The sequence below is a fragment of the Nonomuraea sp. MG754425 genome, assembly GCF_021699195.1.
In the GTDB taxonomy this organism is placed as follows: Bacteria; Actinomycetota; Actinomycetes; order Streptosporangiales; family Streptosporangiaceae; genus Nonomuraea.
The window spans coordinates 1-21,152 of the sequence record NZ_SSXE01000172.1; the positions used below are offsets into that span (position 1 = coordinate 1).

Annotated in this window: 23 protein-coding genes and 1 pseudogene; 11 read left to right on the plus strand and 13 right to left on the minus strand. The window is 72.4% G+C overall.

All coding sequences use genetic code 11. From position 1 onward, the window contains the following. Positions 1–37 precede the first annotated feature (37 nt). The 5 genes from FAF44_RS40915 to FAF44_RS40935 are packed head-to-tail and all read right to left on the minus strand — an operon-like array spanning position 38 to position 4,475. Positions 38–532, minus strand: a complete 495-nt coding sequence (locus FAF44_RS40915) for a hydrogenase maturation protease (RefSeq protein WP_237108767.1) — start codon at positions 530–532, stop codon at positions 38–40. After that, positions 529–1,818 carry a Ni/Fe hydrogenase subunit alpha gene (locus FAF44_RS40920; protein ID WP_237108768.1) on the minus strand — a complete coding sequence of 430 codons (1,290 nt, stop codon included), beginning with the start codon at positions 1,816–1,818 and terminating at the stop codon, positions 529–531. Before FAF44_RS40920 ends, FAF44_RS40915 begins: the two co-directional genes overlap by 4 nt. Beyond that, positions 1,808–2,602, minus strand: a complete 795-nt coding sequence (locus FAF44_RS40925; protein ID WP_237108769.1) for an oxidoreductase — start codon at positions 2,600–2,602, stop codon at positions 1,808–1,810. Before FAF44_RS40925 ends, FAF44_RS40920 begins: the two co-directional genes overlap by 11 nt. Continuing rightward, positions 2,599–3,414, minus strand: coding sequence for an FAD/NAD(P)-binding protein (locus FAF44_RS40930; RefSeq protein ID WP_237108770.1), 816 nt, complete (start codon positions 3,412–3,414; stop codon positions 2,599–2,601). The genes FAF44_RS40925 and FAF44_RS40930 overlap by 4 nt, the downstream gene beginning before the upstream one ends. Further along, positions 3,402–4,475, minus strand: coding sequence for a 4Fe-4S dicluster domain-containing protein (locus FAF44_RS40935; RefSeq protein ID WP_237108771.1), 1,074 nt, complete (start codon positions 4,473–4,475; stop codon positions 3,402–3,404). The genes FAF44_RS40930 and FAF44_RS40935 overlap by 13 nt, the downstream gene beginning before the upstream one ends. 186 nt (positions 4,476–4,661) lie before the next feature. On the opposite strand from FAF44_RS40935, the gene FAF44_RS40940 reads away from it, so the two are divergent. The 10 genes and pseudogenes from FAF44_RS40940 to FAF44_RS40985 all read left to right on the plus strand — a co-directional run bounded on the left by FAF44_RS40940 (position 4,662) and on the right by FAF44_RS40985 (position 12,004). Further along, complete coding sequence (locus FAF44_RS40940) at positions 4,662–5,096, plus strand: hypothetical protein (RefSeq protein WP_237108772.1); 435 nt, start codon at positions 4,662–4,664, stop codon at positions 5,094–5,096. Then, positions 5,093–5,983: a hypothetical protein gene (locus FAF44_RS40945; RefSeq protein ID WP_237108773.1), complete on the plus strand. Its 891-nt coding sequence runs from the start codon at positions 5,093–5,095 to the stop codon at positions 5,981–5,983. Before FAF44_RS40940 ends, FAF44_RS40945 begins: the two co-directional genes overlap by 4 nt. Positions 5,984–6,026: 43 nt before the next feature. After that, positions 6,027–7,295 (plus strand): V-type ATPase 116kDa subunit family protein, encoded by a 1,269-nt coding sequence (locus FAF44_RS40950; protein WP_237108774.1) that lies wholly within the window; start codon positions 6,027–6,029, stop codon positions 7,293–7,295. After that, a complete protein-coding gene (locus FAF44_RS40955) occupies positions 7,280–7,621 on the plus strand; it encodes an ATP synthase subunit C (RefSeq protein ID WP_237108775.1) in 342 nt (113 codons plus the stop codon). The genes FAF44_RS40950 and FAF44_RS40955 overlap by 16 nt, the downstream gene beginning before the upstream one ends. A gap of 6 nt (positions 7,622–7,627) precedes the next feature. Next, positions 7,628–7,840, plus strand: a complete 213-nt coding sequence (locus FAF44_RS40960) for a V-type ATP synthase subunit F (RefSeq protein ID WP_237108776.1) — start codon at positions 7,628–7,630, stop codon at positions 7,838–7,840. After that, entirely contained in the window at positions 7,837–8,349 is a 513-nt protein-coding gene (locus tag FAF44_RS40965; RefSeq protein WP_237108777.1) for a V-type ATP synthase subunit E family protein, read from the plus strand. Before FAF44_RS40960 ends, FAF44_RS40965 begins: the two co-directional genes overlap by 4 nt. Continuing rightward, a complete protein-coding gene (locus FAF44_RS40970) occupies positions 8,337–10,013 on the plus strand; it encodes a V-type ATP synthase subunit A (protein ID WP_237108778.1) in 1,677 nt (558 codons plus the stop codon). Before FAF44_RS40965 ends, FAF44_RS40970 begins: the two co-directional genes overlap by 13 nt. A 29-nt stretch (positions 10,014–10,042) precedes the next feature. Next, positions 10,043–10,861 (plus strand): annotated as a pseudogene (locus tag FAF44_RS56490) (V-type ATP synthase subunit B); the annotation flags it as partial. A 70-nt stretch (positions 10,862–10,931) separates the two neighbouring features. Then, positions 10,932–11,384 (plus strand): hypothetical protein, encoded by a 453-nt coding sequence (locus FAF44_RS40980; protein WP_237108780.1) that lies wholly within the window; start codon positions 10,932–10,934, stop codon positions 11,382–11,384. Then, positions 11,381–12,004 carry a V-type ATP synthase subunit D gene (locus FAF44_RS40985; protein ID WP_237108781.1) on the plus strand — a complete coding sequence of 208 codons (624 nt, stop codon included), beginning with the start codon at positions 11,381–11,383 and terminating at the stop codon, positions 12,002–12,004. Before FAF44_RS40980 ends, FAF44_RS40985 begins: the two co-directional genes overlap by 4 nt. A 509-nt stretch (positions 12,005–12,513) precedes the next feature. On the opposite strand, the gene FAF44_RS40990 is transcribed toward FAF44_RS40985, so the two are convergent. Further along, positions 12,514–13,134 (minus strand): TetR/AcrR family transcriptional regulator, encoded by a 621-nt coding sequence (locus tag FAF44_RS40990; protein ID WP_237108782.1) that lies wholly within the window; start codon positions 13,132–13,134, stop codon positions 12,514–12,516. A 94-nt stretch (positions 13,135–13,228) separates the two neighbouring features. Between FAF44_RS40990 and FAF44_RS40995 the strand changes: the two genes are divergently transcribed. After that, on the plus strand, positions 13,229–14,194 hold the full coding sequence (locus tag FAF44_RS40995) for a ketopantoate reductase family protein (protein ID WP_237108783.1): 966 nt from the start codon (positions 13,229–13,231) through the stop codon (positions 14,192–14,194). 108 nt (positions 14,195–14,302) lie between these two features. Here the strand turns inward: FAF44_RS40995 and FAF44_RS41000 are convergent, their stop codons facing one another. From FAF44_RS41000 to FAF44_RS41030, 7 genes are all read right to left on the minus strand, one after another. After that, complete coding sequence (locus tag FAF44_RS41000; protein WP_237108784.1) at positions 14,303–15,889, minus strand: hypothetical protein; 1,587 nt, start codon at positions 15,887–15,889, stop codon at positions 14,303–14,305. Then, positions 15,886–16,644 carry an ABC transporter ATP-binding protein gene (locus FAF44_RS41005; RefSeq protein ID WP_237108790.1) on the minus strand — a complete coding sequence of 253 codons (759 nt, stop codon included), beginning with the start codon at positions 16,642–16,644 and terminating at the stop codon, positions 15,886–15,888. The genes FAF44_RS41000 and FAF44_RS41005 overlap by 4 nt, the downstream gene beginning before the upstream one ends. Positions 16,645–16,650: 6 nt before the next feature. Further along, positions 16,651–17,463, minus strand: coding sequence for an alpha/beta fold hydrolase (locus FAF44_RS41010; RefSeq protein ID WP_237108785.1), 813 nt, complete (start codon positions 17,461–17,463; stop codon positions 16,651–16,653). Between the two features lie 110 nt (positions 17,464–17,573). Then, on the minus strand, positions 17,574–17,711 hold the full coding sequence (locus FAF44_RS41015; RefSeq protein ID WP_308193468.1) for a helix-turn-helix transcriptional regulator: 138 nt from the start codon (positions 17,709–17,711) through the stop codon (positions 17,574–17,576). A gap of 210 nt (positions 17,712–17,921) precedes the next feature. Beyond that, the gene (locus FAF44_RS41020) at positions 17,922–18,302 is read right to left on the minus strand and encodes a hypothetical protein (protein ID WP_237108787.1); all 381 of its coding nucleotides are present in this window, start codon (positions 18,300–18,302) and stop codon (positions 17,922–17,924) included. A 129-nt stretch (positions 18,303–18,431) separates the two neighbouring features. Continuing rightward, the gene (locus FAF44_RS41025; RefSeq protein ID WP_237108788.1) at positions 18,432–20,798 is read right to left on the minus strand and encodes a right-handed parallel beta-helix repeat-containing protein; all 2,367 of its coding nucleotides are present in this window, start codon (positions 20,796–20,798) and stop codon (positions 18,432–18,434) included. Positions 20,799–20,949: 151 nt separating this feature from the next. Then, positions 20,950–21,152: hypothetical protein (locus FAF44_RS41030; protein WP_237108789.1), on the minus strand; the 203-nt coding region annotated here is incomplete at its 5' end.

Genomic DNA, 21,152 nt, shown 5'->3' on the forward strand with positions numbered 1-21,152 from the left:
GCGATCGTCCGCTGAGATCGTCCACGCACGCGGGGTCTCACGCCGGGTCCGGCCGCCGCTGCGTTCCCGCGTGGGAGGAGCCCGGCCGAAGCCGCCGGGTGAGGGTCCGGGCGGTCTCGTGGATCGCCTGCTGGACCGCCGGCGTGACGGGGGCTTCCGGGGCGAAGTCGGCGCACTCGATCGCGACGACGAGCAGTTCGCCGGGGAGCCGGTCGAGCGCGGTCCCGAGGGCGATCGCGTCGGCCAGCCCGAGGGAGTGGGAACTGCTCCGCCACGAGCGGGTGAGCCGGGGGTCGATCGCCTCGTGCACGGTGCCCGGCGCGGCTCCGGAACACGCCGCGTCGATCACGACAGCCAGGCGCGCGCCGCTCCAGGCGGTCACCAGGTCCATGGGGTCCCCCATGCTCTCGACGACGGGGAAGCCGGCCGGCAGCGTGGCGCGGAGCAGCCGGGCTACGTGCAGCCCCGCCGCGTCGTCGCCCCGGGCGTCGTTGCCCAGGCCGATCACCACCGTTCGGGCGCGTGCCGTCACCGTGCCTCGACGCGCAGGTCGAGGAAGTGCGTGGAGCAGGAGATGCACGGGTCGTGGTTGCGGATCGAACGCTCGCACCACGCGGCCAGTTCGGCGTGCGGCAGATCGAGCCGGGGCTCGATGAACTCGCGCAGGTCCGCTTCGATGCGTGCCTGGTTCTGCGACGTCGGCGGGACGATGTCCGCCTCGGCGATCAGGCCGTCCTCGTCGAGGCGGTAGCGGTGGTAGAGCGTGCCGCGCGGCGCCTCGGACGCGCCGTGCCCGATGCTCGCCACCGGCTCGACCGGTACGGCGGGAGCATCCGGTTCGGTGTAGCCGTCGATGAGGCGCAGGGCCTCGTCACAGGCGTGCACGATCTCCACGGCGCGGACCACGATGCTCCGGAAGGGGTTGCGGCAGACGGGCCCGAGACCGGCCTCCCGCGCGACCGTGCGGGCCAGGGGCGAGAGCCGGTCTGAGTTGATCGCGTAGCGGGCGAGCGCGCCCACGAGGTAGCCGCCGGCGCCGTCCAGGCGGGCGTGCACGGCGGTGGAGTGCGCGACCTGCTCTTCCACGACGTGAGCGGGCCACTCCTGGACCGGGAACACGGTGCCGTCGCTGACGGTGGGGCAGCCGGACAGGATGGCGTACTCATCGGTATGGCGCAGCGCCATGAACCGGTAGTCGAACTCGACGTCGGGGAAGTCGAACCCCGACACCCAGGCGGCGGCGGTGAGCGCGTGCTCCCGGGCCCGTCGCAGCCGTTCGGCCACGGGCGCGAGCTCCTGCGGGCGCGGGACGCGGTAGAAACCGCCGAGCCGCACGTTCACCGGATGGATGGCCCGGCCGCCCAGGGTCGCCACCAGCTCGTTCCCGGCCTTCTTCAGCTCCAGCGCCCGTTCCATCAGGCCCCGGTGGTCGGCGGCCAGCGCCATGCCGCTGTCGTAGCCCAGGAAGTCGGGGGCGTGCAGGAGGAAGACGTGCAGGGTGTGCGATTCGATCCACTCGCCGTAGTAGAGCAGCAGGCGCAGGTCACGAAGCGGTCCGGTCACCTCCACGCCGCAGGCGGCCTCGACGGCCTGGCAGGCGCTCATCTGGTACGCCACCGGGCAGATGCCGCAGATGCGCGCCGTGATGTCGGGCGGTTCGTCGTAGGACCGGCCGCGCAGCAGGGCCTCGAAGAACCGCGGCGGTTCGTAGATGTTGAGCTGCAGGTCGGTGATGCGGCCGTCGTGCGCGCGCACCAGCAACGCGGCCTCTCCCTCGACCCGGGACAGCCTGCCGAGCCGTACCGACTTATGCGTCACCTTCGGCCTCCTCGGACGCCTGGCGGAACGGCTCCTCGGTCGCGTTGAACGTGCGGTAGACGCGGACGAGGTCGGGGTCGCTCACCCCGAGCCGGCGCAGTTTCGTGTTGAGCGCCGGCGTGTTGGGCGTCTCGGTGGGGCCGAAGCAGCCGTAGCAGCCCCGGTTGAAGGCCGGGCACAGCGCCCCGCAGCCCGCCTGGGTGACCGGGCCCAGGCACGGGGTGCCGTGGGCGACCAGAACGCAGATGTTTCCGCGAATCTTGCACTCGACGCACACGCTGTGCCCGGGCACGACGGGCCGCCGGCCGGCGAGGAAGGCCGTGATGACCTCGATGAGCTGCCTTTTGTCGATCGGGCAGCCGCGCAGTTCGAAGTCGACCGGCACGTGGGCGGAGATCGGCGTGGAGCGTTCCAGGGTGGCGATGTACTCGGGCCGGGCGTACACGACGGACGCGAACTCCCGTACGTCGGCGAAGTCGCGCAGGGCCTGGATGCCGCCGGCGGTGGCGCACGCCCCGATCGTCACCAGCCTGCGCGAGACCCGCCGCACGTGCCGGATGTGCTCGGCGTCCTGTGGCGTGGTGATCGACCCCTCGACCAGCGACAGGTCGTAGGGGCCCGGCCCGACGGCGCTCGACGCCTCCAGGAAGTAGGCGATGTCCAGGGTCGAGGCCAGCGGCAGCAACTCGTCCTCGCAGTCGAGGAGGGTGAGCTGGCAGCCGTCGCAGGAGGCGAACTTCCAGACCGCCAGCCGGGGCCGGTCGTTCCGGTCGGTACTCGTCACAGTTCCGGCACCGCCATCAGCCGGGCCGCGCGCTCGTAGCTCACCACCGGGCCGTCCAGGCACAGCAGCAGCGGCCCGAGCTGGCAGTGCCCGCACCGGCCGACGCCGCACTTCATGTTGCGTTCCAGCGACAGCGTGATCCGGGACGCCGCCACCCCGCGCCGCACCAGCTCTCCGGCCGCGGCCCGCATCATCACCTCGGGCCCGCACACGAAGCCCGCGGTGCGGCGCGGCTCGAAGACGATCCGCTCGATCAGCTTGGTGACCAGGCCGATCGGCCCCTTCCACTCGTGATCCGGGTGGTCCACGGTGACCTGGACGTCGACGCCCGCACGCGCCCACCGGTCGAGTTCCCGGGGGTACAGCAGCGTCATGGGGGCCCGGGTGCCGACGATCAGGCTGATCCGGCCGTAGCGCGCCCGATGGCGCACCAGTTCCTGGACGACCGGGCGCAACGCCGCCAGCCCCAGCCCGCCCGCCGCCACGACGACGTCCATGCCGCTCGCGGCGGGCACGTCCCACGCCGTCCCGTACGGTCCTCGCACGCCCACCAGGTCACCGCGGCGGGTGCGGCACAGTGCCCGGCTGACCGCGCCGACCGCGCGTATCGTCTGCAGGTACCCGCCCGCGCGGGTCCTGCCGCTGATCGAGATCGGGATCTCGCCCACCCCGCGGGCGTAGATCATCGTGAACTGACCCGGCAGGAACGGCGGGCAGGCGCCCTCCACCGGCTCCAGGGTCAGGTTCACCGTGTCGGCCCGGACCGGACGGCGGGACCGGACCAGGAAGGGCGCGGGCGTCATCGGATGCATGCCAGTTCCTCGGTGACGTCGATGCCGGTCGGGCACCAGGTGATGCACCGGCCACAGCCCACGCAGCCCGACGTGCCGAACTGGTCGTACCAGGTGGCGAACTTGTGCGTGAGCCACTGCCGGTAGCGCGCGAGCCCCGAGCCGCGCGCGTGCGTACCGCTGACCTCGGAGAAGTCCAGGGTGAAGCACGAGTCCCAGCGTTCGGAGCGTTCGGTCACCTGCCCGGTGAGGTCGGTGACGTCCTCGACCGTGCTGCAGAAGCAGGTCGGGCAGACCATCGTGCAGTTCGTGCAGCTCAGGCAGCGCGAGGCCACGTCCGTCCACCTGGGGGAGTCGTGGGCGGCGGGCAGCCAGTGCTGGATGCCGTCGGTGTCGACCTGGCGGCCCATCCGCACCGCGGCCATGCGCGACACCTCGTCCGCCGCGTGGACGTCCTCGCTCGCGGCACGACGGTGCGGGACGCGCGCGACGATCTCGCCGCCCCGCTCGCTGCCCGTCTCGACCAGGAACCGGTGCGGCGCGTCCAGTTCCGTGACCGCGAGGTCGAACCCGGCGGTGGCCTTCGGTCCGGTGCCCATGGAGACGCAGAAGCATGTGCCGCCCGGCACCGCGCAGTTCACCGCGATGAGGAACAACGCCTCGCGACGCCTCCGGTAGGCAGGATCGGGATGCCGGCTCCCGGCGAACACCCGATCCTGTACGGCGATCGCCGCGAGGTCGCAGGCCCGCACACCCAGCAGCGCCACCCGAGGCGCCCCCTCATCGACCTCCTCGAACGCCCCGTCGCGCATCCGCACCAGCGTCTGGCGAGGCGGTTGCGTGAAACGTTTGGCCGAGTCGGGGGAGGCCGCGTAGCCGAACAGCATGCCGTCGGCACCCGAGGTCAGCCGGTAACTGCCGGGATCCTGGACGTCGCCGACCCCCGCGGGGAGATCGGCGGCCGAGGAGATCTCCGCCATCCGCACGGCCCGGTCCTGCACCGTGGGGCCGACGACCGTGTAACCGGCCGACCTCAGCTCCTCGATGAGCGGGTCCAGCGACTCCAGCACGACGACATCCATCAGCGGCCCCCTCCGCTTCCCAGTGATCAGGGGCGGTATCCCCCTTTCATCCGTCCGGGATGCGTCGGCGTTCGAAGGGGTGCGGCGTGTTTGATGCAGCTTGGCGGATATTCGGCCATGCGATGACTGCCATCTGGCCCGATTGAGGGCATCACCCCAGGTGAACGGGATGAGAGGAGGCGCGCGATGGCCCGGCTGGGCGATTTCCTGGCACGATTTCGGCCGTCCGGCGTGCCCGGGGCCGCGGCCCCCTCAGGCGTCCCCGCCGATTACGCGGCGGAGCAGGCCGACGAGCTGGAGCCGGTCTTCGCCGCCCTCGCCGACGTCCAGGCCGCGTGCGCCGACGAGCGGGAGCGCGCCGAGCGGCGGGCCGGCGAGGTGCGGGCGCGCGCCCGCGACGAGGCCACGGCCATCGTCGCCGCGGCCCGCGCGGACGCTGACGTGGAGCGCGCACGGGCGTCCGCGTCGGCCCACAGCCGGGACGAGCAGGCGGTCGCGGAGCTCACGCGCCAGGCCACGGCCGCCGCCGACGAGGTCCGCAGGCGCTCGGCCGCCCGGATGCCGGAGATGGTGGCCCGGGTCACCGACCTGGTCAGGTCCCTGGCCGATGAGCGGTCATGACCGCTTCGTGGGTCGCGGGGGCGACACGTGCCAGGTCTCTCGCCCGGCGGCGGACGGGGCCGGCCGGCGCCCGGCGCCTCGCGGCCTACGGGTCCGTCCCCGAGGCGGTGGCCCTGCTGGACGACACCCCGTACGGACATGACGTGCGGCCCGGCCAGAGCCTGGCGCAGGCCCAGTGGGCGGTGCTGGCCACGCTGCTGTGGCACCTGCGGGTGCTGGCCGGCTGGCTGCCCCGGGAGGGCGGGCAGCAGGTCCGCGTGCTGGCCCGCTGGTTCGAACTCGCCAACGCGGACGAGCTGATCTGCCGGCTCGCGGGAGGCACGCCGGAACCGGAGTTCGTCCTCGGTTCGCTGGGCACCGCATGGCAGCGGCTACGGCTGTGCGCGTCCCTCGCCGAGGTGCGGGCGGCGCTGGCCGCCTCACCGTGGGGCGATCCGGGCGGCGCCGGCCCTCGCGAGATCCAGCTCGGCATGCGCCTGGCCTGGGCGGAACAGGTCGTCGGGTCCGTTCCGCAGGCCAGGTCGTGGGCGCTGGGAGCTACGGCGCTGCTGCTCGCCCGTACCCGCCTGGCGGAGGGCGCCGAACCGGCCGGGCCGGCGCGCGGGCGCTGCCGGACGCTCCTCGGAGACGCCGCCCTGAACGCGTCCTCGGTCGGCGAGTTGGCCGGACGGCTGCCCGCGGCGGCCCGCTGGGCGCTGCACGAGATCGAGGATCCCGCCGAGCTGTGGCGGGGCGAGGAGCGCTGGTGGCAACGCCTCGAGGACGACGGGCGCGGCCTGCTGACCGGGGCGGGATTCACGGCGGGCCCGGTCCTCGGTGCCGTCGCCGTCCTGGCGGCGGACGCGCGGCGGGTGCGCGCGGCCCTGGAACTGGCCGCGCGGCCGTGACCGCGACGCGCACACCAGGGCCGGGCCGCCGGAAGCCGGCGCCATGAACTGGCGTGCGGCGCTGCGGCCGGTCCGCATGGAGCGGGTGGCGATCGTCGCCGCCACGCGTTCGCTGGACGACGTGCTGCGGATCGTGGGGCGGGCTGGGGTCGTGGAGCTGTCCACGCCGCCGGACGCGCCCCTGCCGGCGGTCTCGAAGAGCGCCGTCGTACGCGGCGAGGTGGCGGCGCTCGCCGGCTGGACGCCCGCCAAGGTCGTCTCCGAACTCGCCGGTCAGGTGGCGGGCGGGGGCGGGGCCGTGGTGCCGCTCGCCCGCCCCCGGGACCAGGAGGCTCCGTCGCTGCTGCGCTCCGAAGGGTTGCGCGGGAGCCTGGCACCGCTCGTCAGCACGTACGGGACCACGCCGTACGCCGACCTCGATCCGACGCCGCTGGCCGTCGGCGCGTACGTGCTGATGTTCGGCATGATGTTCGGCGACGTCGGGCACGGCCTGCTGCTGGTGGTCGCGGCGGCGGCCCTGTACCGCGAGCGTCCGCGCCGGTTGCCCCGCCTGCACCGGGCCTGGCCGTTCGCCGCCGGCGCGGGACTCGCGAGCATGGTCTTCGGGCTGCTCTACGGAGAGTTCTTCGGGCCCACGGGCGTCGTCCCGGTGCTCTGGGTCCGGCCGCTGACCGACCCGATCGGCCTCCTCGCCGCCGCACTCGCCGGCGGCGCGCTGCTGCTCGCGGTCGCCTACCTGCTGGGCGTGGTGAACCGGTGGAGGGAAGGCGGATGGCCCGCCACCCTCTACTCCCCGGCGGGCGTCGCGGGCGCGGCGCTGTTCTTCGGGCTGGGGCTCACGCTGCTCGGGTGGTACGCGAAGCTCGGCTGGCCGGCCGTCCTCGGCGGCGTGCTCGCCGTCTCCGGCCTGCTCTTGGCGTTCACCGGGTTCTACACCGAGGCGGGAGGCGGCGCGAGCGGGATCGCCCAAGCGCTGGTCCAGCTCTTCGACGTGGTCGTCCGGCTCGGCGCCAACGTCGCCTCCTTCGCCCGGCTGGCCGCCTTCGGTCTGACGCACGCCGCCATCGGAGCGATCGTCTGGAGCGCCACCACCGGGCTGTGGGCCGCCGTTCCCGTCGTCGCGGTGGCGGTGTTCCTGCTGGGGAACGTGCTGGCGCTGGCCATTGAGGGGCTGGTGGCCGGTGTCCAGGCGCTGCGCCTGGAGTACTACGAGCTGTTCTCCAAGGTCTTCCAGGCCGAGGGACGGCCGTTCCGTCCCTGGCACCTGCCCGCCACGCCCCAGGAGGAGGCGGTCCCATGTCCGTGTGGGTGAAACGTGCGTTGCACGCGTTCAACCTGGTCATCGCGCTCGCCGCGGTCACCCTGCTCGTCTCCGCCGTGACGGCGGGCTCGGCTCAGGGGACGGCGACGGCCGCCGCTGCGGGCGGCAACGGGGCGGCCCTGCTCGGCGCGGCGATCGCGGTCGCCGGGTCGGCGATCGGCGCGGGCATCGCCGTCGCCTACACCGGGGCTGCGGCGCTCGCTGCGATGAGTGAGCGGCCCGAACTGTTCGGGCGGGCCATCGTCATCGTCGGACTCGCGGAGGGGATCGCCATCTACGGGCTGGTCATCGGCATCATTCTCATCGGACGGGCTTGACCGGCCATGGCGACCGTCGCGGTGATCGGTGTCGGCGCCCGGGTGGCGGGCTTCCGGCTCGCCGGAGCGGTCGTCCTCGACGCCGACACCCCCGTCGCCGCCCGCGCGGCGTGGGACGCCCTCGGTGCGGACGTGGCCGTGGTGTTCCTCACCCCGGAAGCGGCCGAGGCCGTCGGCGAGAGCGCCGGAGAGAGGATGACGGTGGTGATGCCGCCGTGACGACCACGCGGGACGCGCTGGCGCCGCTCGCCGGAGCCCTTTCCCGGCAGGCCGAGGCCGACGCCCGGCTGATCGTCGCCAGGGCCGAGGACGAGGCCGCCGGACTGGTCGCCGCCGCTCGCCAGGACGCCGGGACCATCCTCGCCGCCGCCCGCTCCGAGGGCGCGGCCCAGGCCGAGACGGACGCGGTCACCACCCGGATCGCCGCCGAGCGCCGGGCCCGCCGGATGGAACTCGCCGCCCGGCGGGAGGCCCTCGACGAACTGCGCGCCCGGTCGGCCGCCGCGGTCAGAGCCCTGCGCGACGACCCCTGCTATCCCAGGCTGCTCGACCGGCTGGGCGTCCTGGCCCGCGCCTCCGGCGGAGCCGACCTGGTCGTCGAGGAACAGCCCGACGGCGGCGTGCTGGCAGCGGGGCCAGGACGGCGCGTCGACTGCACGCTCGGCGCGCTGGCCGCACGAGCCGTTGACGCGCTCGGAGCGGAGGCGGAGCGGCTGTGGGCACCGTGACCCGGGTCAACGGCCCCTTGGTCGAGGTCCGGGACCTCGCCGGCGCGGCCATGTTCGAGCTGGTCCGGCTCGGGCCGCACCGGCTGCTGGGCGAGATCGTCACGCTGAGCGGCAGCCGCGCCACGGTGCAGGCGTACGAGTACACCGGAGGACTGGCGCCCGGCGACCGCGCCGACCGCGGTGGAGCTCCCGTCTCGGCCCTGCTGGGACCCCACCTGCTCGGCGGGGTGTACGACGGCCTGCTCCGGCCGCTCACCGGCGCGGGCACGTGGCTGGACCCGGCCGCGTCCTCGTCCGCGGCCGTCGCCCGTACCTGGCGGTTCACACCGCTGGCCGAGCGGGGCCGGCAGTCGGCGCCGGGCACGGCCATCGGGCGCGTCGAGGACGCGGGCCCGCTGCCCTACCTGGTGTTGTCGCCGGGAGGCGAGGTCTCCGCCATCAGCCCGCCGGGGCGCTACCCGGACGACGCCGCGGTCGCGGTCGTCGGCGGAGCCGAGGTACGGCTGACCCGCAGCCGGCCGGTGCGGCACGCGTCGCCCTACACGTCGCGGCTCGACGAGGCGGTGCCGCTCGTCACGGGACAGCGCAGCATCGACCTGCTCCTGCCCGTGTGCCTCGGGGGCACCGCGGCCGTGCCCGGCGGGTTCGGCACGGGCAAGACCGTGCTGCTCCAGCAGATCGCGAAGTGGTGCGACGCCGACGTGGTGGTCTACGTCGGCTGCGGGGAGCGCGGCAACGAGATGGCGGACGTCGTGGCCGAACTGGCCGAGCTGCCGGACCCGCGTACCGGAGGGCGGCTCATCGAGCGGACCGTCGTGATCGCCAACACCTCCAACATGCCGATGATGGCGCGCGAGACCAGCATCTACACCGGCGTCACGGTCGCCGAGCACTTCCGCGACATGGGGTACGCCGCGGTGGTCATCGCCGACTCGACCTCCCGCTGGGCCGAGGCGCGCCGGGAGTTCGCCTCCCGCAGCGGAACCCTGCCCGCCGAGGAGGGCTACCCGGCGGACCTGGCCTCCGCCCTCGCCGCCTTCTACGAGCGCGCCGGACGGGTCGTCACACTGGGCGGCGACACCGGGTCGGTGACGATCATCGGGGCCGTCTCGCCACCGGGCGGGGACCGCACCGAACCCGTCACGACGCAGACGGAGCGGTTCGTGCGCACGTTGTGGGCCCTGGACCGCGACCTGGCCTACGCGCGGCACTATCCGGCGATCTCCTGGAGCGAGTCCTTCTCCCGCGACGCCGACGCGCTGACGCGCCGTGACCCGGAGAACGCGGCCCGCCGCGCGCGCGTGGCCGGCCTGCTGGCCGAGGCCGACCGGCTGACCACGCTGGCCGAGCTGGTCGGGGCGGGCGCGCTGCCCGCCCGCGAACGCGTCGGCCTGCTGGCCGGGCGGTTGCTGCGCGAGGGCTTCCTGCGGCAGAGCTCACTGAGCGAGCGGGACGCGTACTGCCGGCCGGACCGTACCGCCCTCCTGGCCGACGCGCTGCTGGCGATCCTGGCGCGCTGCCGGGAACTGGTCGAGCACGGCGTTCCCGCCGCCGCCGTCGAGGATCACGACTTCTCCCCGATCCTGCGGGCCAAGGAAGCGCCGGAGGAGGAGATCGCGGCACGGTGTGACACCGTGCTGAACGATCTGGGGACGCCGCGGTGAGCGTGTGGGCCCCGGTCGAGTACACCGGTGTGGCGGAGCTGCGCGGACCGCTCGTCATCGTCCGGGGCGCCAGGAACGTCGGCTGGGACGAGTACGCCACGATCACGCTCGAGTCCGGCGAGCGCAGGCACGGCCTCGTCCTGGATGTCGACTCCGACCTCGCCGTGGTCCAGGTGCTCGAAGGCACCGGAGGGCTCGGGGCGCAGACGACCCGGGTCACCTTCGCCGGCAGCTCGCTGCGCATCCCGGTCGGGGCCGGATGGCAGGGACGGGTCTGCAACGGGCGCGGCCGGCCGCTGGACGGCGGCCCCCCGATCCTCGGCGGCGACAGCGCTCCGGTGGCCGGTTTCCCGATGAACCCCACGGTACGGGAGCCTCCCGCCGAGCCGGTGATCACCGGCGTCTCCGCCATCGACGCGCTGACCACCTTGGTCCGCGGCCAGAAGCTGGCCGTCTTCGCCGAGAGCGGCCTGCCCCACCTGGAACTCGCCGCCCAGATCGCCGCCCAGGCCCACACCGGCGGCGCGCCGTTCAGCGTCATCTTCGCTGCCATGGGACTGACCCATGGCGACGCGGCCACCGTGCGCGGCGTCCTCGAGAGGCGCTCGTCGGCCGCGGAGCTGACGCTGCTGCTCAACCTCGCCGGCGACCCCGTGATCGAACGGCTGCTCACGCCCCGCATCGCGCTGACCGTCGCCGAGCATCTGGCGTTCGCCCTGCGGCGGCACGTTCTCGTCGTGCTGGCCGACATGACGAGCTACTGCGAAGCCCTGCGCGAGGTCTCCGCCGCCCGCGGGGAGATCCCGGCCCGCCGCGCCTACCCCGGCTACCTCTACAGCGACCTGGCCTCCATCTACGAGCGGTGTGGCCGCATCCGGGGACGGCCCGGCTCCGTGACCGTGCTGCCGGGTGCTGAGCATGCCCGCAGGGGACATCACACATCCCGTGCCCGACCTGACCGGGTACATCACCGAAGGCCAGATCCTGCTGAGCCGCGAGGTTCCCGCGTACCCGCACATCGACCCGCTGTCGTCCCTGTCCCGCATGATGCGCGCGGGCGTCGGCGCGGGACGGACCCGGCCGGAGCACCTGGACCTGGCCGCGCAGCTCCTGGCGGGCCTGTCCCGCGCCCGCGAGGCGGGCGAACTCGCCGACCTGGTGGGGGAGAGCGCGCTCAGCCAGAGCGACCGCCGCTACCTGGCCATGGCGCGGACCTTCCGGACCGGCCTGCTGGCCCAGCGACCCGACGAGGACCGCACGCTGGAGGACACGTTCGACCGGGCCTGGCAGGTGGTCTCCACGCTGCCGCGCAGCGAGCTGTCGATGCTCGGCGAGGAAGCGCTGGACGCGGGCTACCGGGGGGAGGGATGAGACTGAGGGTCCCGCCCGGCCGCGCGGGACGCATCTGGCTCCGCCGCCGCCTGGCCGCCGTCCGGCACGGGCTCGACGTGCTCGACAGGAAGCTGCGGCTGCTGCGGCGGGAACAGGACCGGCTCGCCCGGAACGCGGAACGGACCGGGAAGGAGTGGGTGGCCGCCTGCCGGGCCGCCGACGAATGGCTGCTGCGCGTGACCCGGCTCGGCGGCCGGCGGGCCGTGCGCCTGGCGGCCGGCGACCGCACCGTTGACGTGCGCGTGCAGTGGGACGACGCCCTCGGCACGAGCTATCCGGCCCGGGTCGCCTGCACGCTGCCCGACCTCGACGCGACTCCCCTCCTGCCGATCACCACGGCTCTCGTTCCCGCCAGGCACGCCTACCGCGCCGCCCTGCGCGCCGGGCTGGAACACGCGATCGCCGCGGAGGCCGCGCGGATCGTGGCGGCCGACATCGCCTCGACGAGGCGCCGCATCCGCGCACTCGAAGACCGGCTGCTCCCCGCCCTGGAACAGGCGCTCGCCGCCGTCGAACTGTCGCTGGACGAGATGGAGCGCGCCGACGCCGACCGCGTACGCCGCATCATCGGCACCGAACCAGAGCTTCCACATGGGTGACCCGGACCCGAGCAGGTGGACGTGGTGACTCCCGTACGCTCCGGACTGTCATGGGCAGGCCGCTCTTGCCCGTGCGCAGCCATGCCCGTGGGTGCGGGCTCCGTGGGTGGCGGCCCGCCGGGTGAATGCGGCGCCGGCGTCATGCCCGGCATCCCTGGCATTTCTGGCATGCAGGGCGTGCTCTGTTGTCCGAACCACTGGACCAGGTACGGGGACCTGCGAGTCCGTCCTGAGCGCAGCTACCACTCAGTAGAGTCCCGGGCCCGGTGACGGTCACACGGCTCTGCGTTCCGTCGCGCCCCGTCGCGCCACAGTGTGACGGAGGCGGGTCCGCCGCCGCGCGTTACGGTCGCGCGTCGGCGTCGTGGCCGGCGGGCAGAACCCGGAACCCGCGCCGGCGGGCGGTGGCCTGCACGTGGGTGGGGCGGGTGCCGATCACGGTCATCTCCCGGCCGGCCCCGTCCGCCAGGCGCTCCGGTTATCCAGGGTTGGAGGACCTTTCCAGCAGGTCAGAGGACGATGATCTCTTCTTTCAGGTAGGCGGAGTTGGCCGCCCGGGCTGCGCGCGGGCTGCGCAGCCCGTCCAGCACGAGGGTGATGACACTGTCGGCCTCGACCCGCCAACCGGGGCGGTCATGGGCCGCGCCGATGCCGTGCAGCGCCATCATCACGGCACCGGCATCCACGTCGTCGCGGACGGAGCCGTCCCGCACGGCGGCGGCCACCAGGTCGGTGACGGCCTGCTCCAGCGCCCGGCTGCCCTCGGCGAGGGCACCCGAGCGATCGGCCATGAGCGTCGCCAACGTCCGGGCCAAGCCCTCGTGGGCCTCTATGTGGTCGACCATGCCGCGCAGGAAGGTCGCCAGAGCCTCCGCCGCGGGCAGCGTGGCCTGTAGCTGGCGGGCGCGATCGCACAGCGCGGCGACTTCCCCGTGGTAGACCGCCTCGGCCAGCGCCTCCCGGGTGGGGAAGTGGCGATAGAGCGTGCCGGTGCCCACCCCGGCCAGGCGGGCGAAGTCATCGAAGCGCAGGTCGAAGAAGTCGCCGGCGTCGAAGACCTCTCGTGCCTTGGCGATCAGGGCATCGCGGTTGCGCCGGGCGTCGGCCCGCAGCGGCTTGTCGGTGGTCATGCGCTACCTCGCGTTGACACAAATGGAGATGACCTCCATATTTAGGGACAAGTGGAGATTACCTCCAGATCGATCGTACCCCACGAGGTGCAGCGTGAAGATTCTCATGTTCGGCCGAGGCGTGATCGCCACCATCTACGGCTGGACCCTGCAACAGGCCGGACATGACGTCGAGTTCTACGTCCGGCCCGGCCGCGCCGCGACGTACGAAGACGCGGTGGACCTCGACCTGATCGATACGCGACGCCGAGTCCGGGGGCGGCGCATCGCCGAGAAGTGGCCGGTACGCTACCGCGAGGCGCTCGAGCCGGACCACAACTTCGACCTGATCGTGCTCAGCGTGCCCCACCACCGCCTCGCGGAGGCGACGGCCTTCCTGACCCCGCGTGTCGGCCAGGCCACAGTGCTGGTCTTCGGCAACCTCTGGACCGAGCCGCAGGACGCGATCGGCGCACTCCCGCTCGACCGGATCGCCTGGGGCTTTCCCCAGGCCGGTGGCGGTTTCGGCGCGGACGGCGTGCTCCGTGGGCTGCTGCTGCCGTCGGTCATCTTCGGCACCCTCGGCCGCCCCCCGACCGCCCGGGAGCGGACCGTGCGCCAGGCGTTTCGCGAGGCCGGGCTCCGGATCAAGGAGCGGCCTGACTTCCGCGGCTGGCTGTGGGTCCATTTCGTGTCGGATGCCGGCCTGTTCTCGCAGGGCCTGCGGCTGGGTTCCCTGTCCAAGCTGGCCGGGGCGACGGGCGCCCTGCGCGAGGCGCTGCTGGCCGGCCGTGAACTGCTGCCACTCCTCACGGCGCGCGGCGTTGACCTGCGACGTCACCGGGTCGGTGTGCTGCCGTTCCGGGCGCCCACCTGGCTGACGGCCCCCGTGTTCGCCTGGCTGACCGCTCATGTCACGGCCGTGCGCGTGAATATCGAGGCGCACTCCGACCCCGACGCCGAGGAGCCGCGTGAGATCTGCCGGGACACCCTCGCCGAAGCACGACGGCTGGGCATCTCGGTACCACGGCTGGAAGCGGCGGAACCGAACTTCGCCCGTGAGGGGACGGGCCGAGTCTGAAGCCACCGATGTTGCCGGTCCCGGTGGTCCACTGCGGCTCCCGCCGCATCCCAGAGCCGAACCCGGTCGCACCGGTCGGCCAAGGACCGTGTACCTTCGCGGGTGGCTTCAGCTCTCCGTTCGGGCGGCTGCCCGCAGGATCGCGGTGTCGCGGGTGGTCATCGCCTCCAGCAGGCCGGTGCCGCGTCGCTGGAGCAGGCGGACGGTGAGCGCGGGTGTCACGCCCAGGACGGCGGCGGCCAGCAGGACGGCGACGAGGACGCTCCCCCACCACGGACCGCCGATGACGCCGGGCAGGATCGCGGTCAGCAGAACCACGGGGAAGATCGTCATTTGTCCGCCCGTCGGATCGCCCGCCGGCTGCCCCGGGTAGATGCGGTCGCGGGCGTCGGTGCCCACGGCCGGCATCACGAGCGCGAGCAGCGGCGCTGCGGCGCAGCCCGCCGCGGCCGCGGCGATGGCGCCGCCGACGGCGGCACCTCCCAGGGGAGAGCCGGTCACGGCCCACAGAACGGCCGCCAGCGCGATGGACGGCAGGCCGAACAGCAGCGCCCACGCCGCCATCCGCCCGTGCAGGTCGGCCTTGAGGGCGCCCGGCGTGGTGAGGAGTTGCCACAGGGCGGTGCCGTCCAGGGCGTAGGTGTTGATCGCCACCATCGCGCCGAACACGGCTGCCGCCGGGCCTACCAGGGGCAGCGCCCAGCTCCAGTCGGTGAAGGCGATGATGGGCGCCATCAGCAGCGGTGTCAGCCAGGCGCTGCGCAGCTCCACGCCGCGTGCCGGGTCACGTCGCCAGGTGGCCAGCTCCCGCGAGACGACCGCGGCCACCTGCGGCGGCGTGAACGGCAAGGACAGCCCACGACCCGGCACGGTAGGCCGCCGCGAACTCGCCCGGCGCGGCGGCCGGCGCAGGGCGCGAGCCGTCAGCGCGATCCAGCACAACTGCGACAGGACGCCCAAGGTGAGCAGCGCCGCCAGCGGCAGCAGGACCGGTCCCGTCCCGGCGCCGTCGCGGGCCGCGAGTACCGCGCCGTACCCCCAACCGGTGGGCAGCGCGGCGAGCACGTCGATCACCGGCCCGGCCCTGGCGGCGATCAGGGCGCTGTCCCCCTCGCCGAGACGCGGCAGCAGCCAGGCCGCGAGCGGCACCCATCCGGCGAACGACAGAGCGAGCATGATCGCGGTCTGTACGGCGGCCGGTGTCATCCCGGCCCGGGTGCGCAGCAGCCAGGCCGCCAGCGCCGCCACCGTCTTGCCCGTCCAGATGAGCAGATACACCTGGGCCACCACCGCGGCCACGGCGGCCGCAACCGCCGCCATGCCGCCTGGCGCGGCCAGCACCACCAGTGAGGACAGGCACGCCATCGTGATCAGCGGGCCGACGCCCAGCAGTTCGGTCCACGACAGGGCCCGCGCCAGCCGCCACGACCGCAGCGGATAACCGCGCAACCACTCGCGCGAGATCACCGACGGATCATGGCGGGGCTGGGCCAGCGGCCCGAACAGCCACACGCCACCCCACACGGTGAGTGCCACCGCGATCCAGCCCTCGCCGATCACGCCATGGATGGCCGACGACGCGCCCGCGATCACCAGGGCGGCCAGGACCAGCCCGGTGACCAGGCTGAAGGCGCGCTCGTTGTGCGGGCCGTTGCGGAACAGGCGCAGCTTGAGCGCGAACAAGGTGCGGGTCATGCCAGCCACTCCAGCGGGCGCACCGGGTCGGCGCCCACCAGTTCGACGAACCGCTCGTTCAGCGTCGAGCCCGCGGTCACCTCCTCCACCGGTCCCTCGGCCAGCACCCGGCCACCGGCCACCACTGCCACCCGGCGGCAGTTGCGCTCGACGAAGTCCATGATGTGGCTCGACAGGACCACGGTGCCGCCGCCGTCGACGTACTGCCTGAGCACCTGCTCGATGGAGTGGGCCGAGACCGGGTCGATCGCCTCGAACGGCTCGTCCAGCACGAGCACCCGGGGCCGGTGCAGGAGCGCCAGCGCCAGATTGATCTTCTTGCGCATGCCCGTGGAGTACTCGACGATCAGCGTGCGCGGGACGGCGTCGAGTCCGAGGATCTCCAGCAGGTCGCCCGCACGTGCTCGCCAGCCGTCGTCCAGGCCGCGCAGCCCGGCGCTGTAGCGCAGGATCTCGGTGCCGGTCAGCCGCTCTGGCAGAGACAGCCCGTCCATCATGATGCCGAGCTGGGCGAGGGCGGCTTCCCTGTCGGTCCGCAGGTCGTGACCGGCGATCTTGATGCAGCCGGAGGTCGGCTCCCGCAGCCCGCACCCGGCCATCAGCATGGTGGTCTTGCCGGCACCGTTGGGGCCGACGATGCCGTAGAACACCCCCGCCGGGATGCTCAGGCTGAGCCGATCGACGGCGAGCACGGCGCCGAAGCGCTGGGTGAGGTCCGCCACTTCGATGGCGGGGAGGCAGGGATCTTGCAACAGACTTCCCTACTCGGTCGTGTGCGTGAGGATCGCGTCGGCCAGTTGCTGGTGGGTCTCCAGCGGCAGCGTGTGCCCCATGCCTGCCACGATCGTCAGCCGCGCCCCCGGGATCTGCTCGGCGATGATGGCGCCGTGACCCGGTTTGACCGGCTCGTGGCTGCCCTCGATGACCAGCGTGCGCGCCTTCACCCGGTGCAGTACGCCCACCGGCTCGAAGTCGGGGCCCGCCGCTGCGGCCAGCCGGTGGTTGGCCACCGCCGACAGGTCGCGGGCCCGGTCGTAGATGCGTTCCTGCAGCCGGCGCGCCGCATCCTCGTCGAACGGCAGCCCGGTGCCGTGCAGCACGCGCTGCTCGGCGATCATGCCGTCGATCAGCGCGCGGCGGTCCTGCGGCGGCAGGGCGGCCATCAGCGCGCGGAAGAATTCCACGAACTCCGGCGTCGGCCCCGGCAGGCTCCCCTCGGGCTGCGGCTGCCCCGTCAGGGCCCGCAGGAGCACCTGGCCCTCACCGCCGCCGAGTGGCGAGGAGGCGATGACGGTCAGCGAGCGCACCCGCTCCGGCCGCTCCACGGCGATGAGCTGGCCGAGCAGCCCGCCCGCCGAGTGGCCCACCAGGTGGGCGCTGTCCAATCCGTGGGCGTCCATCACGCGGTAGACGTCGTTCTTGATGTCGTCCCAGGTGTACGGCTCGGCTGCGAAGTCGACGGTGCCGGACCTGCCGGTGTCGCGGTGGTCGTAACGGATCACCCTGCGGCCCCCGGCGGTCAGCCGGCCGACGAACTCGTCCGGCCACAGGATGCCCTGCGACATCGAACCCATGATCAACAGGATCGGTGTGTCGGTCTCGGCACCGAACTCTTCACTCCACATGTTCACTTTTTGCATGTCGCCCAGCCTGCCGTCCCCGGTTACCGGCGCCTTCCGTAGAACTACTGGTGACACCGGACCCGTACAGGAGCCGGATAGATCTTGTACAGGTGGTTCTCGACCGTGCGCGGGCTCAGGAAGAGCCGGGCGGCGATCTGCTTGCTCGACACCCCGTCGGCGACCAGGCCCGCGATGCGCAGCGGGCTACCGGATCTTCAGATGATTCCGGAATGCAAAAGGGCGCCGGTGCGGTGCCGGCGCCCCCGTATCGTTCGCGCTCAGGAGTGGCAGGCCCAGCCTGGTTCACCCAGAAGCGAACGTTGCCCACCACCGTGGTCGTCTTGATGACCACGGTCTTTCCGTGCTTACGGCTCTCGCCCTGACAAAGGTGGAGCTTCGGCCCGGCGGTGTCAGCCGCAGTAGACGTCGACGACGCCCTCGGTCGGGTAGTTCTGGACGCGGCCCTGGAAACTGATGCACTTGCCCTTGGCGTAGACGCTGACCGGTCCGGCATAGGTCGTGAACGAGCCGGAGTCGTGGTCGGAGTCGCCCGACGTGGAGATGGTGACGCTGATGTACTGCTTCTTGCCGGGGGTGTTCGTATAGGTCATCGCACAGTTCCGGCCGGTGGAGGAGTTGTAGTAGACGGCGATGTACCCGCCGCGGATCGACCAGTTGTCCAGGTGGGTGCCGGTACAGCCGGCCGCCGAGGCCGGGGCCTGGACAACCGCCACCAGAGCACCGGCGAGGGCGAGCGTGCCGGCCGCACTGGCGATACTGCGCAAGAACATATGGAGCCTTCCGGAGGGTTCGTCAAGTGAGCGAAAACTATCCAGGTTTGGTCTGATACGGCGCTGAAATCCCCCTGAATTGGAGTCCGTCCCGTACGAGAGCGGACTCGGTTCGCCGGGTGGGCCGCGCTACTCGCGGGGGCCGATGCCGGTCAGGGTGAAGTTCTTGTTCCAGTCCTTCACCCACTTGCGGCCGAAGCCGTCCGTCGAGTTCAGGGGTGTCGTCCGCTCGTCGAACCTGCCGGTGGCCGGGTCGAAGGCGAAGTCGGCGGGGGTGGCCCGCTTGGCGTTGAAGGAGTCGAAGTCGGGGTTGAAGGTCTTGTTGCTCAGGCCGTCCGCGTCGTCGGTGTAGGCGAAGTCGCCGGTGCCGATGCTCACCGAGCGGGTCAGGACGTTGCCGGCCGGCACGTAGACGGAGTCCGGGTCGCTCCAGACGTACTCATCGGTGCACTCCGTGACGCCGACCGCGGTGCACACCTGGCCCTGGGAGTCGACGGGCACGTACCAGGCGCGGATGCCGGGGTACTGCCTGCCGTAGTGCCGGTACCACTTCTCGACGTTCTCCCGGGTGTTGCTGAAACCGGTGCCGTCGCCGATCTTCAGCATGTCGTTGAACCGCTCGACCACGACCTTCGCGTTCGCCACCGGCAGTCGCTTGCCGCCCTCGTGGTACAGCTTGTCGTGGCCGATGTACTTCACGTCCTTGAACACGTTGTCCGAAGCCACGTTGCTGTGCCCCGACTGGTAGAACAGGCCGTGCTGGACGTTGTCGAAGAAGTTGTGGCGGACGACCATGCCCGACATCCCGTCGTCCATGTAGATGGCCTGGTTGCCGTCCGCGCCGATGTCCCTGAACAGGTTGTAGGCCACCACGTTGTTCAGGTACGTGTAGTCGCGGCCCGCGTAGATCACGCCCTGGTCGGAGGCGTGCGTCACCAGCCGCTCGAACCGGTTGTGGCTGATCTCCATGTCGTTGCCCATGATCTGGATCGCCATGTGGGGCGCGTCGTGGACGTGGTTGTGGCGGAAGGTGTTGCCGACGCCGTACAGGTAGCCCGCGGGCGTGTACGTCGCCAGCTTCGAGAAGTCGTAGATCTCGTTGTGCTCGACCACGTGGTCACCGCGTTCGAGTGAGTCGCGGTCGCCGCCGGCCGTGAAGACGCCGCCGCCGCCCAGGTCGTGCAGCGTGCTGTTGACCACGCGGTTGCGGTGGCCGCCCCGGCTCGTGCGGTACTCGGCGATGGCCGTGATCGCGTCGTTGGCCTCGCCGATCGCGACCGCGTCCATGCTGACGTTGAGGATCTCCAGGCCGTCGATCGTGCACGACTCGGCGTCCAGCAGGCGGACGCCGGTGCCGGTGGTGCCGTTCAGCTTCAGGCCCTTGAGCGTGACGCCCGTGACGTTCTCCAGCTCGAAGAACGGGGCGTCGAAGGAGGTGAGGCTGATCTCCTTGCCCTCGACCGTGCCGCCGGGCGGGTAGTAGTAGAGCGTGTTGTGGTCCTGGTGGCGGTCGATGTAGTACTCGCCCTCGGCGTCCAGTTCGGCCAGCACGTTCTGGGCCACGAACGACGTCCACTTGTCGGTGGCGACGTACATGGTGGGGTAGCCGGTGGTGATGTCGGCGCCGCCGACCGAGTCGATGCGCACGCGGTCGTTGGCGTAGTTGTTGCCGAAGTAGCCCGACAGCCAGCCGTCGGTCTCGTGGAGGGTGCCGTCGGGCTCGGTGGCGCCGGCGGGTTTGGCCCACTTCTCGTAGCGGGCGGCGAGGTCCGGGTCCTTGACCGTGTAGACGGGGCCGGGGAGTTCGAGCATCTGCTCGTACGGCATGGTGGTGCCGTCGGCGGTCTTGTCCGAGAAGTAGTCGCGGGCGCCCTTGGGGGCCTGCTTGACGGTCAGGTGGTCGCGGCCGAGCTTCGCGCCGCCGTTGGGGTACTGGGCGAGCGTCTGCGTGACGTCGTCGGTGATCAGCGCGGGGGCGAAGGGCTGCGGCTTCCAGTTGAAGCCGTTCTTGTTGAGTGTGCCGGCGGGGATGCCGTCCGCACCCAAGTCGTAGACGTGCACGTCGGGCGCGGCGGCGGCCGGGACGCGGGACTTCGACGACCACTTGGCGTCGTCCGCGGGCACGTCGGCGAGCCTGCGGAACCGGTCGGGGGCGAGCGTCGTGACGCCGGCCAGTTCGACCTGCTCGCCGGGGTAGGCGGCGTAGGTGACGTACGACTGGGCCGCGCCGGTCACCTCGATCGTCCTGGACGTCTGGTAGACGCCCTCGCGGATGTGGACGGTGCCGGGGGAGCGCGCGCTCGTCTTGCCCGCCAGGGCGTCGCGGGCGCGTTCAATCGTGGCGAACGGGTCTTTCATGGTTCCGGTCGCGTCGTCCTTGCCGTCCTTGGCGACGTACACGACGGGGTCGGAGGGTGGGAGTGCGGCTGCCGGGTACGCGCCGACGGCGGCTGTCAGGGCGGCCGTCAGCAGGGGGATCAGCGCTTTTCTTGGCATGCTCGGGCGGACCTCGTCACATCTCAATCGATACAATATTACGGGTGGCAAAAAGTCCCTTCTGGTGGCACCGTAACGTCGGCGACAGCAGAGTTCAATGCTTTGAATTGCGAGTTGTGAGGACCGGGCGGGATCCGCCCGGTCCGGGGTGCTACGCCCCGGCGCGAGGTCTGCGCAGGCGGAGGCCGACGATCGCGGCCAGCATGATGGCCAGACCGGTCAGCATCAGCGCCCGCCCGTCCGGCCCCGCCGAGCCTCCGGCGCCGGTGTCGACCCCGCCGGACGGGATGTGGGCGGCGTTCCGCGCCGGGACGTCGTCGTCCTCCGACGGGTCCGGGGCGGGGGTGCCGGTGT

What these genes read in the sequence shown, in the direction of transcription:
- FAF44_RS40930 (WP_237108770.1), bottom strand. Translation starts at nt 3,414, where the DNA reads ATGCATCCGATGACGCCCGCGCCCTTCCTGGTCCGGTCCCGCCGTCCG.
- FAF44_RS41010 (WP_237108785.1), bottom strand. Translation starts at nt 17,463, where the DNA reads ATGGGTTCGATGTCGCAGGGCATCCTGTGGCCGGACGAGTTCGTCGGC.
- FAF44_RS40980 (WP_237108780.1), top strand. Translation starts at nt 10,932, where the DNA reads ATGCCCGCAGGGGACATCACACATCCCGTGCCCGACCTGACCGGGTAC.
- FAF44_RS40945 (WP_237108773.1), top strand. Translation starts at nt 5,093, where the DNA reads ATGACCGCTTCGTGGGTCGCGGGGGCGACACGTGCCAGGTCTCTCGCC.
- FAF44_RS40990 (WP_237108782.1), bottom strand. Translation starts at nt 13,134, where the DNA reads ATGACCACCGACAAGCCGCTGCGGGCCGACGCCCGGCGCAACCGCGAT.
- FAF44_RS40950 (WP_237108774.1), top strand. Translation starts at nt 6,027, where the DNA reads ATGAACTGGCGTGCGGCGCTGCGGCCGGTCCGCATGGAGCGGGTGGCG.
- FAF44_RS41025 (WP_237108788.1), bottom strand. Translation starts at nt 20,798, where the DNA reads ATGCCAAGAAAAGCGCTGATCCCCCTGCTGACGGCCGCCCTGACAGCC.
- FAF44_RS40960 (WP_237108776.1), top strand. Translation starts at nt 7,628, where the DNA reads ATGGCGACCGTCGCGGTGATCGGTGTCGGCGCCCGGGTGGCGGGCTTC.
- FAF44_RS40985 (WP_237108781.1), top strand. Translation starts at nt 11,381, where the DNA reads ATGAGACTGAGGGTCCCGCCCGGCCGCGCGGGACGCATCTGGCTCCGC.
- FAF44_RS40955 (WP_237108775.1), top strand. Translation starts at nt 7,280, where the DNA reads ATGTCCGTGTGGGTGAAACGTGCGTTGCACGCGTTCAACCTGGTCATC.
- FAF44_RS40935 (WP_237108771.1), bottom strand. Translation starts at nt 4,475, where the DNA reads ATGGATGTCGTCGTGCTGGAGTCGCTGGACCCGCTCATCGAGGAGCTG.
- FAF44_RS41000 (WP_237108784.1), bottom strand. Translation starts at nt 15,889, where the DNA reads ATGACCCGCACCTTGTTCGCGCTCAAGCTGCGCCTGTTCCGCAACGGC.
- FAF44_RS40940 (WP_237108772.1), top strand. Translation starts at nt 4,662, where the DNA reads ATGGCCCGGCTGGGCGATTTCCTGGCACGATTTCGGCCGTCCGGCGTG.
- FAF44_RS41020 (WP_237108787.1), bottom strand. Translation starts at nt 18,302, where the DNA reads ATGTTCTTGCGCAGTATCGCCAGTGCGGCCGGCACGCTCGCCCTCGCC.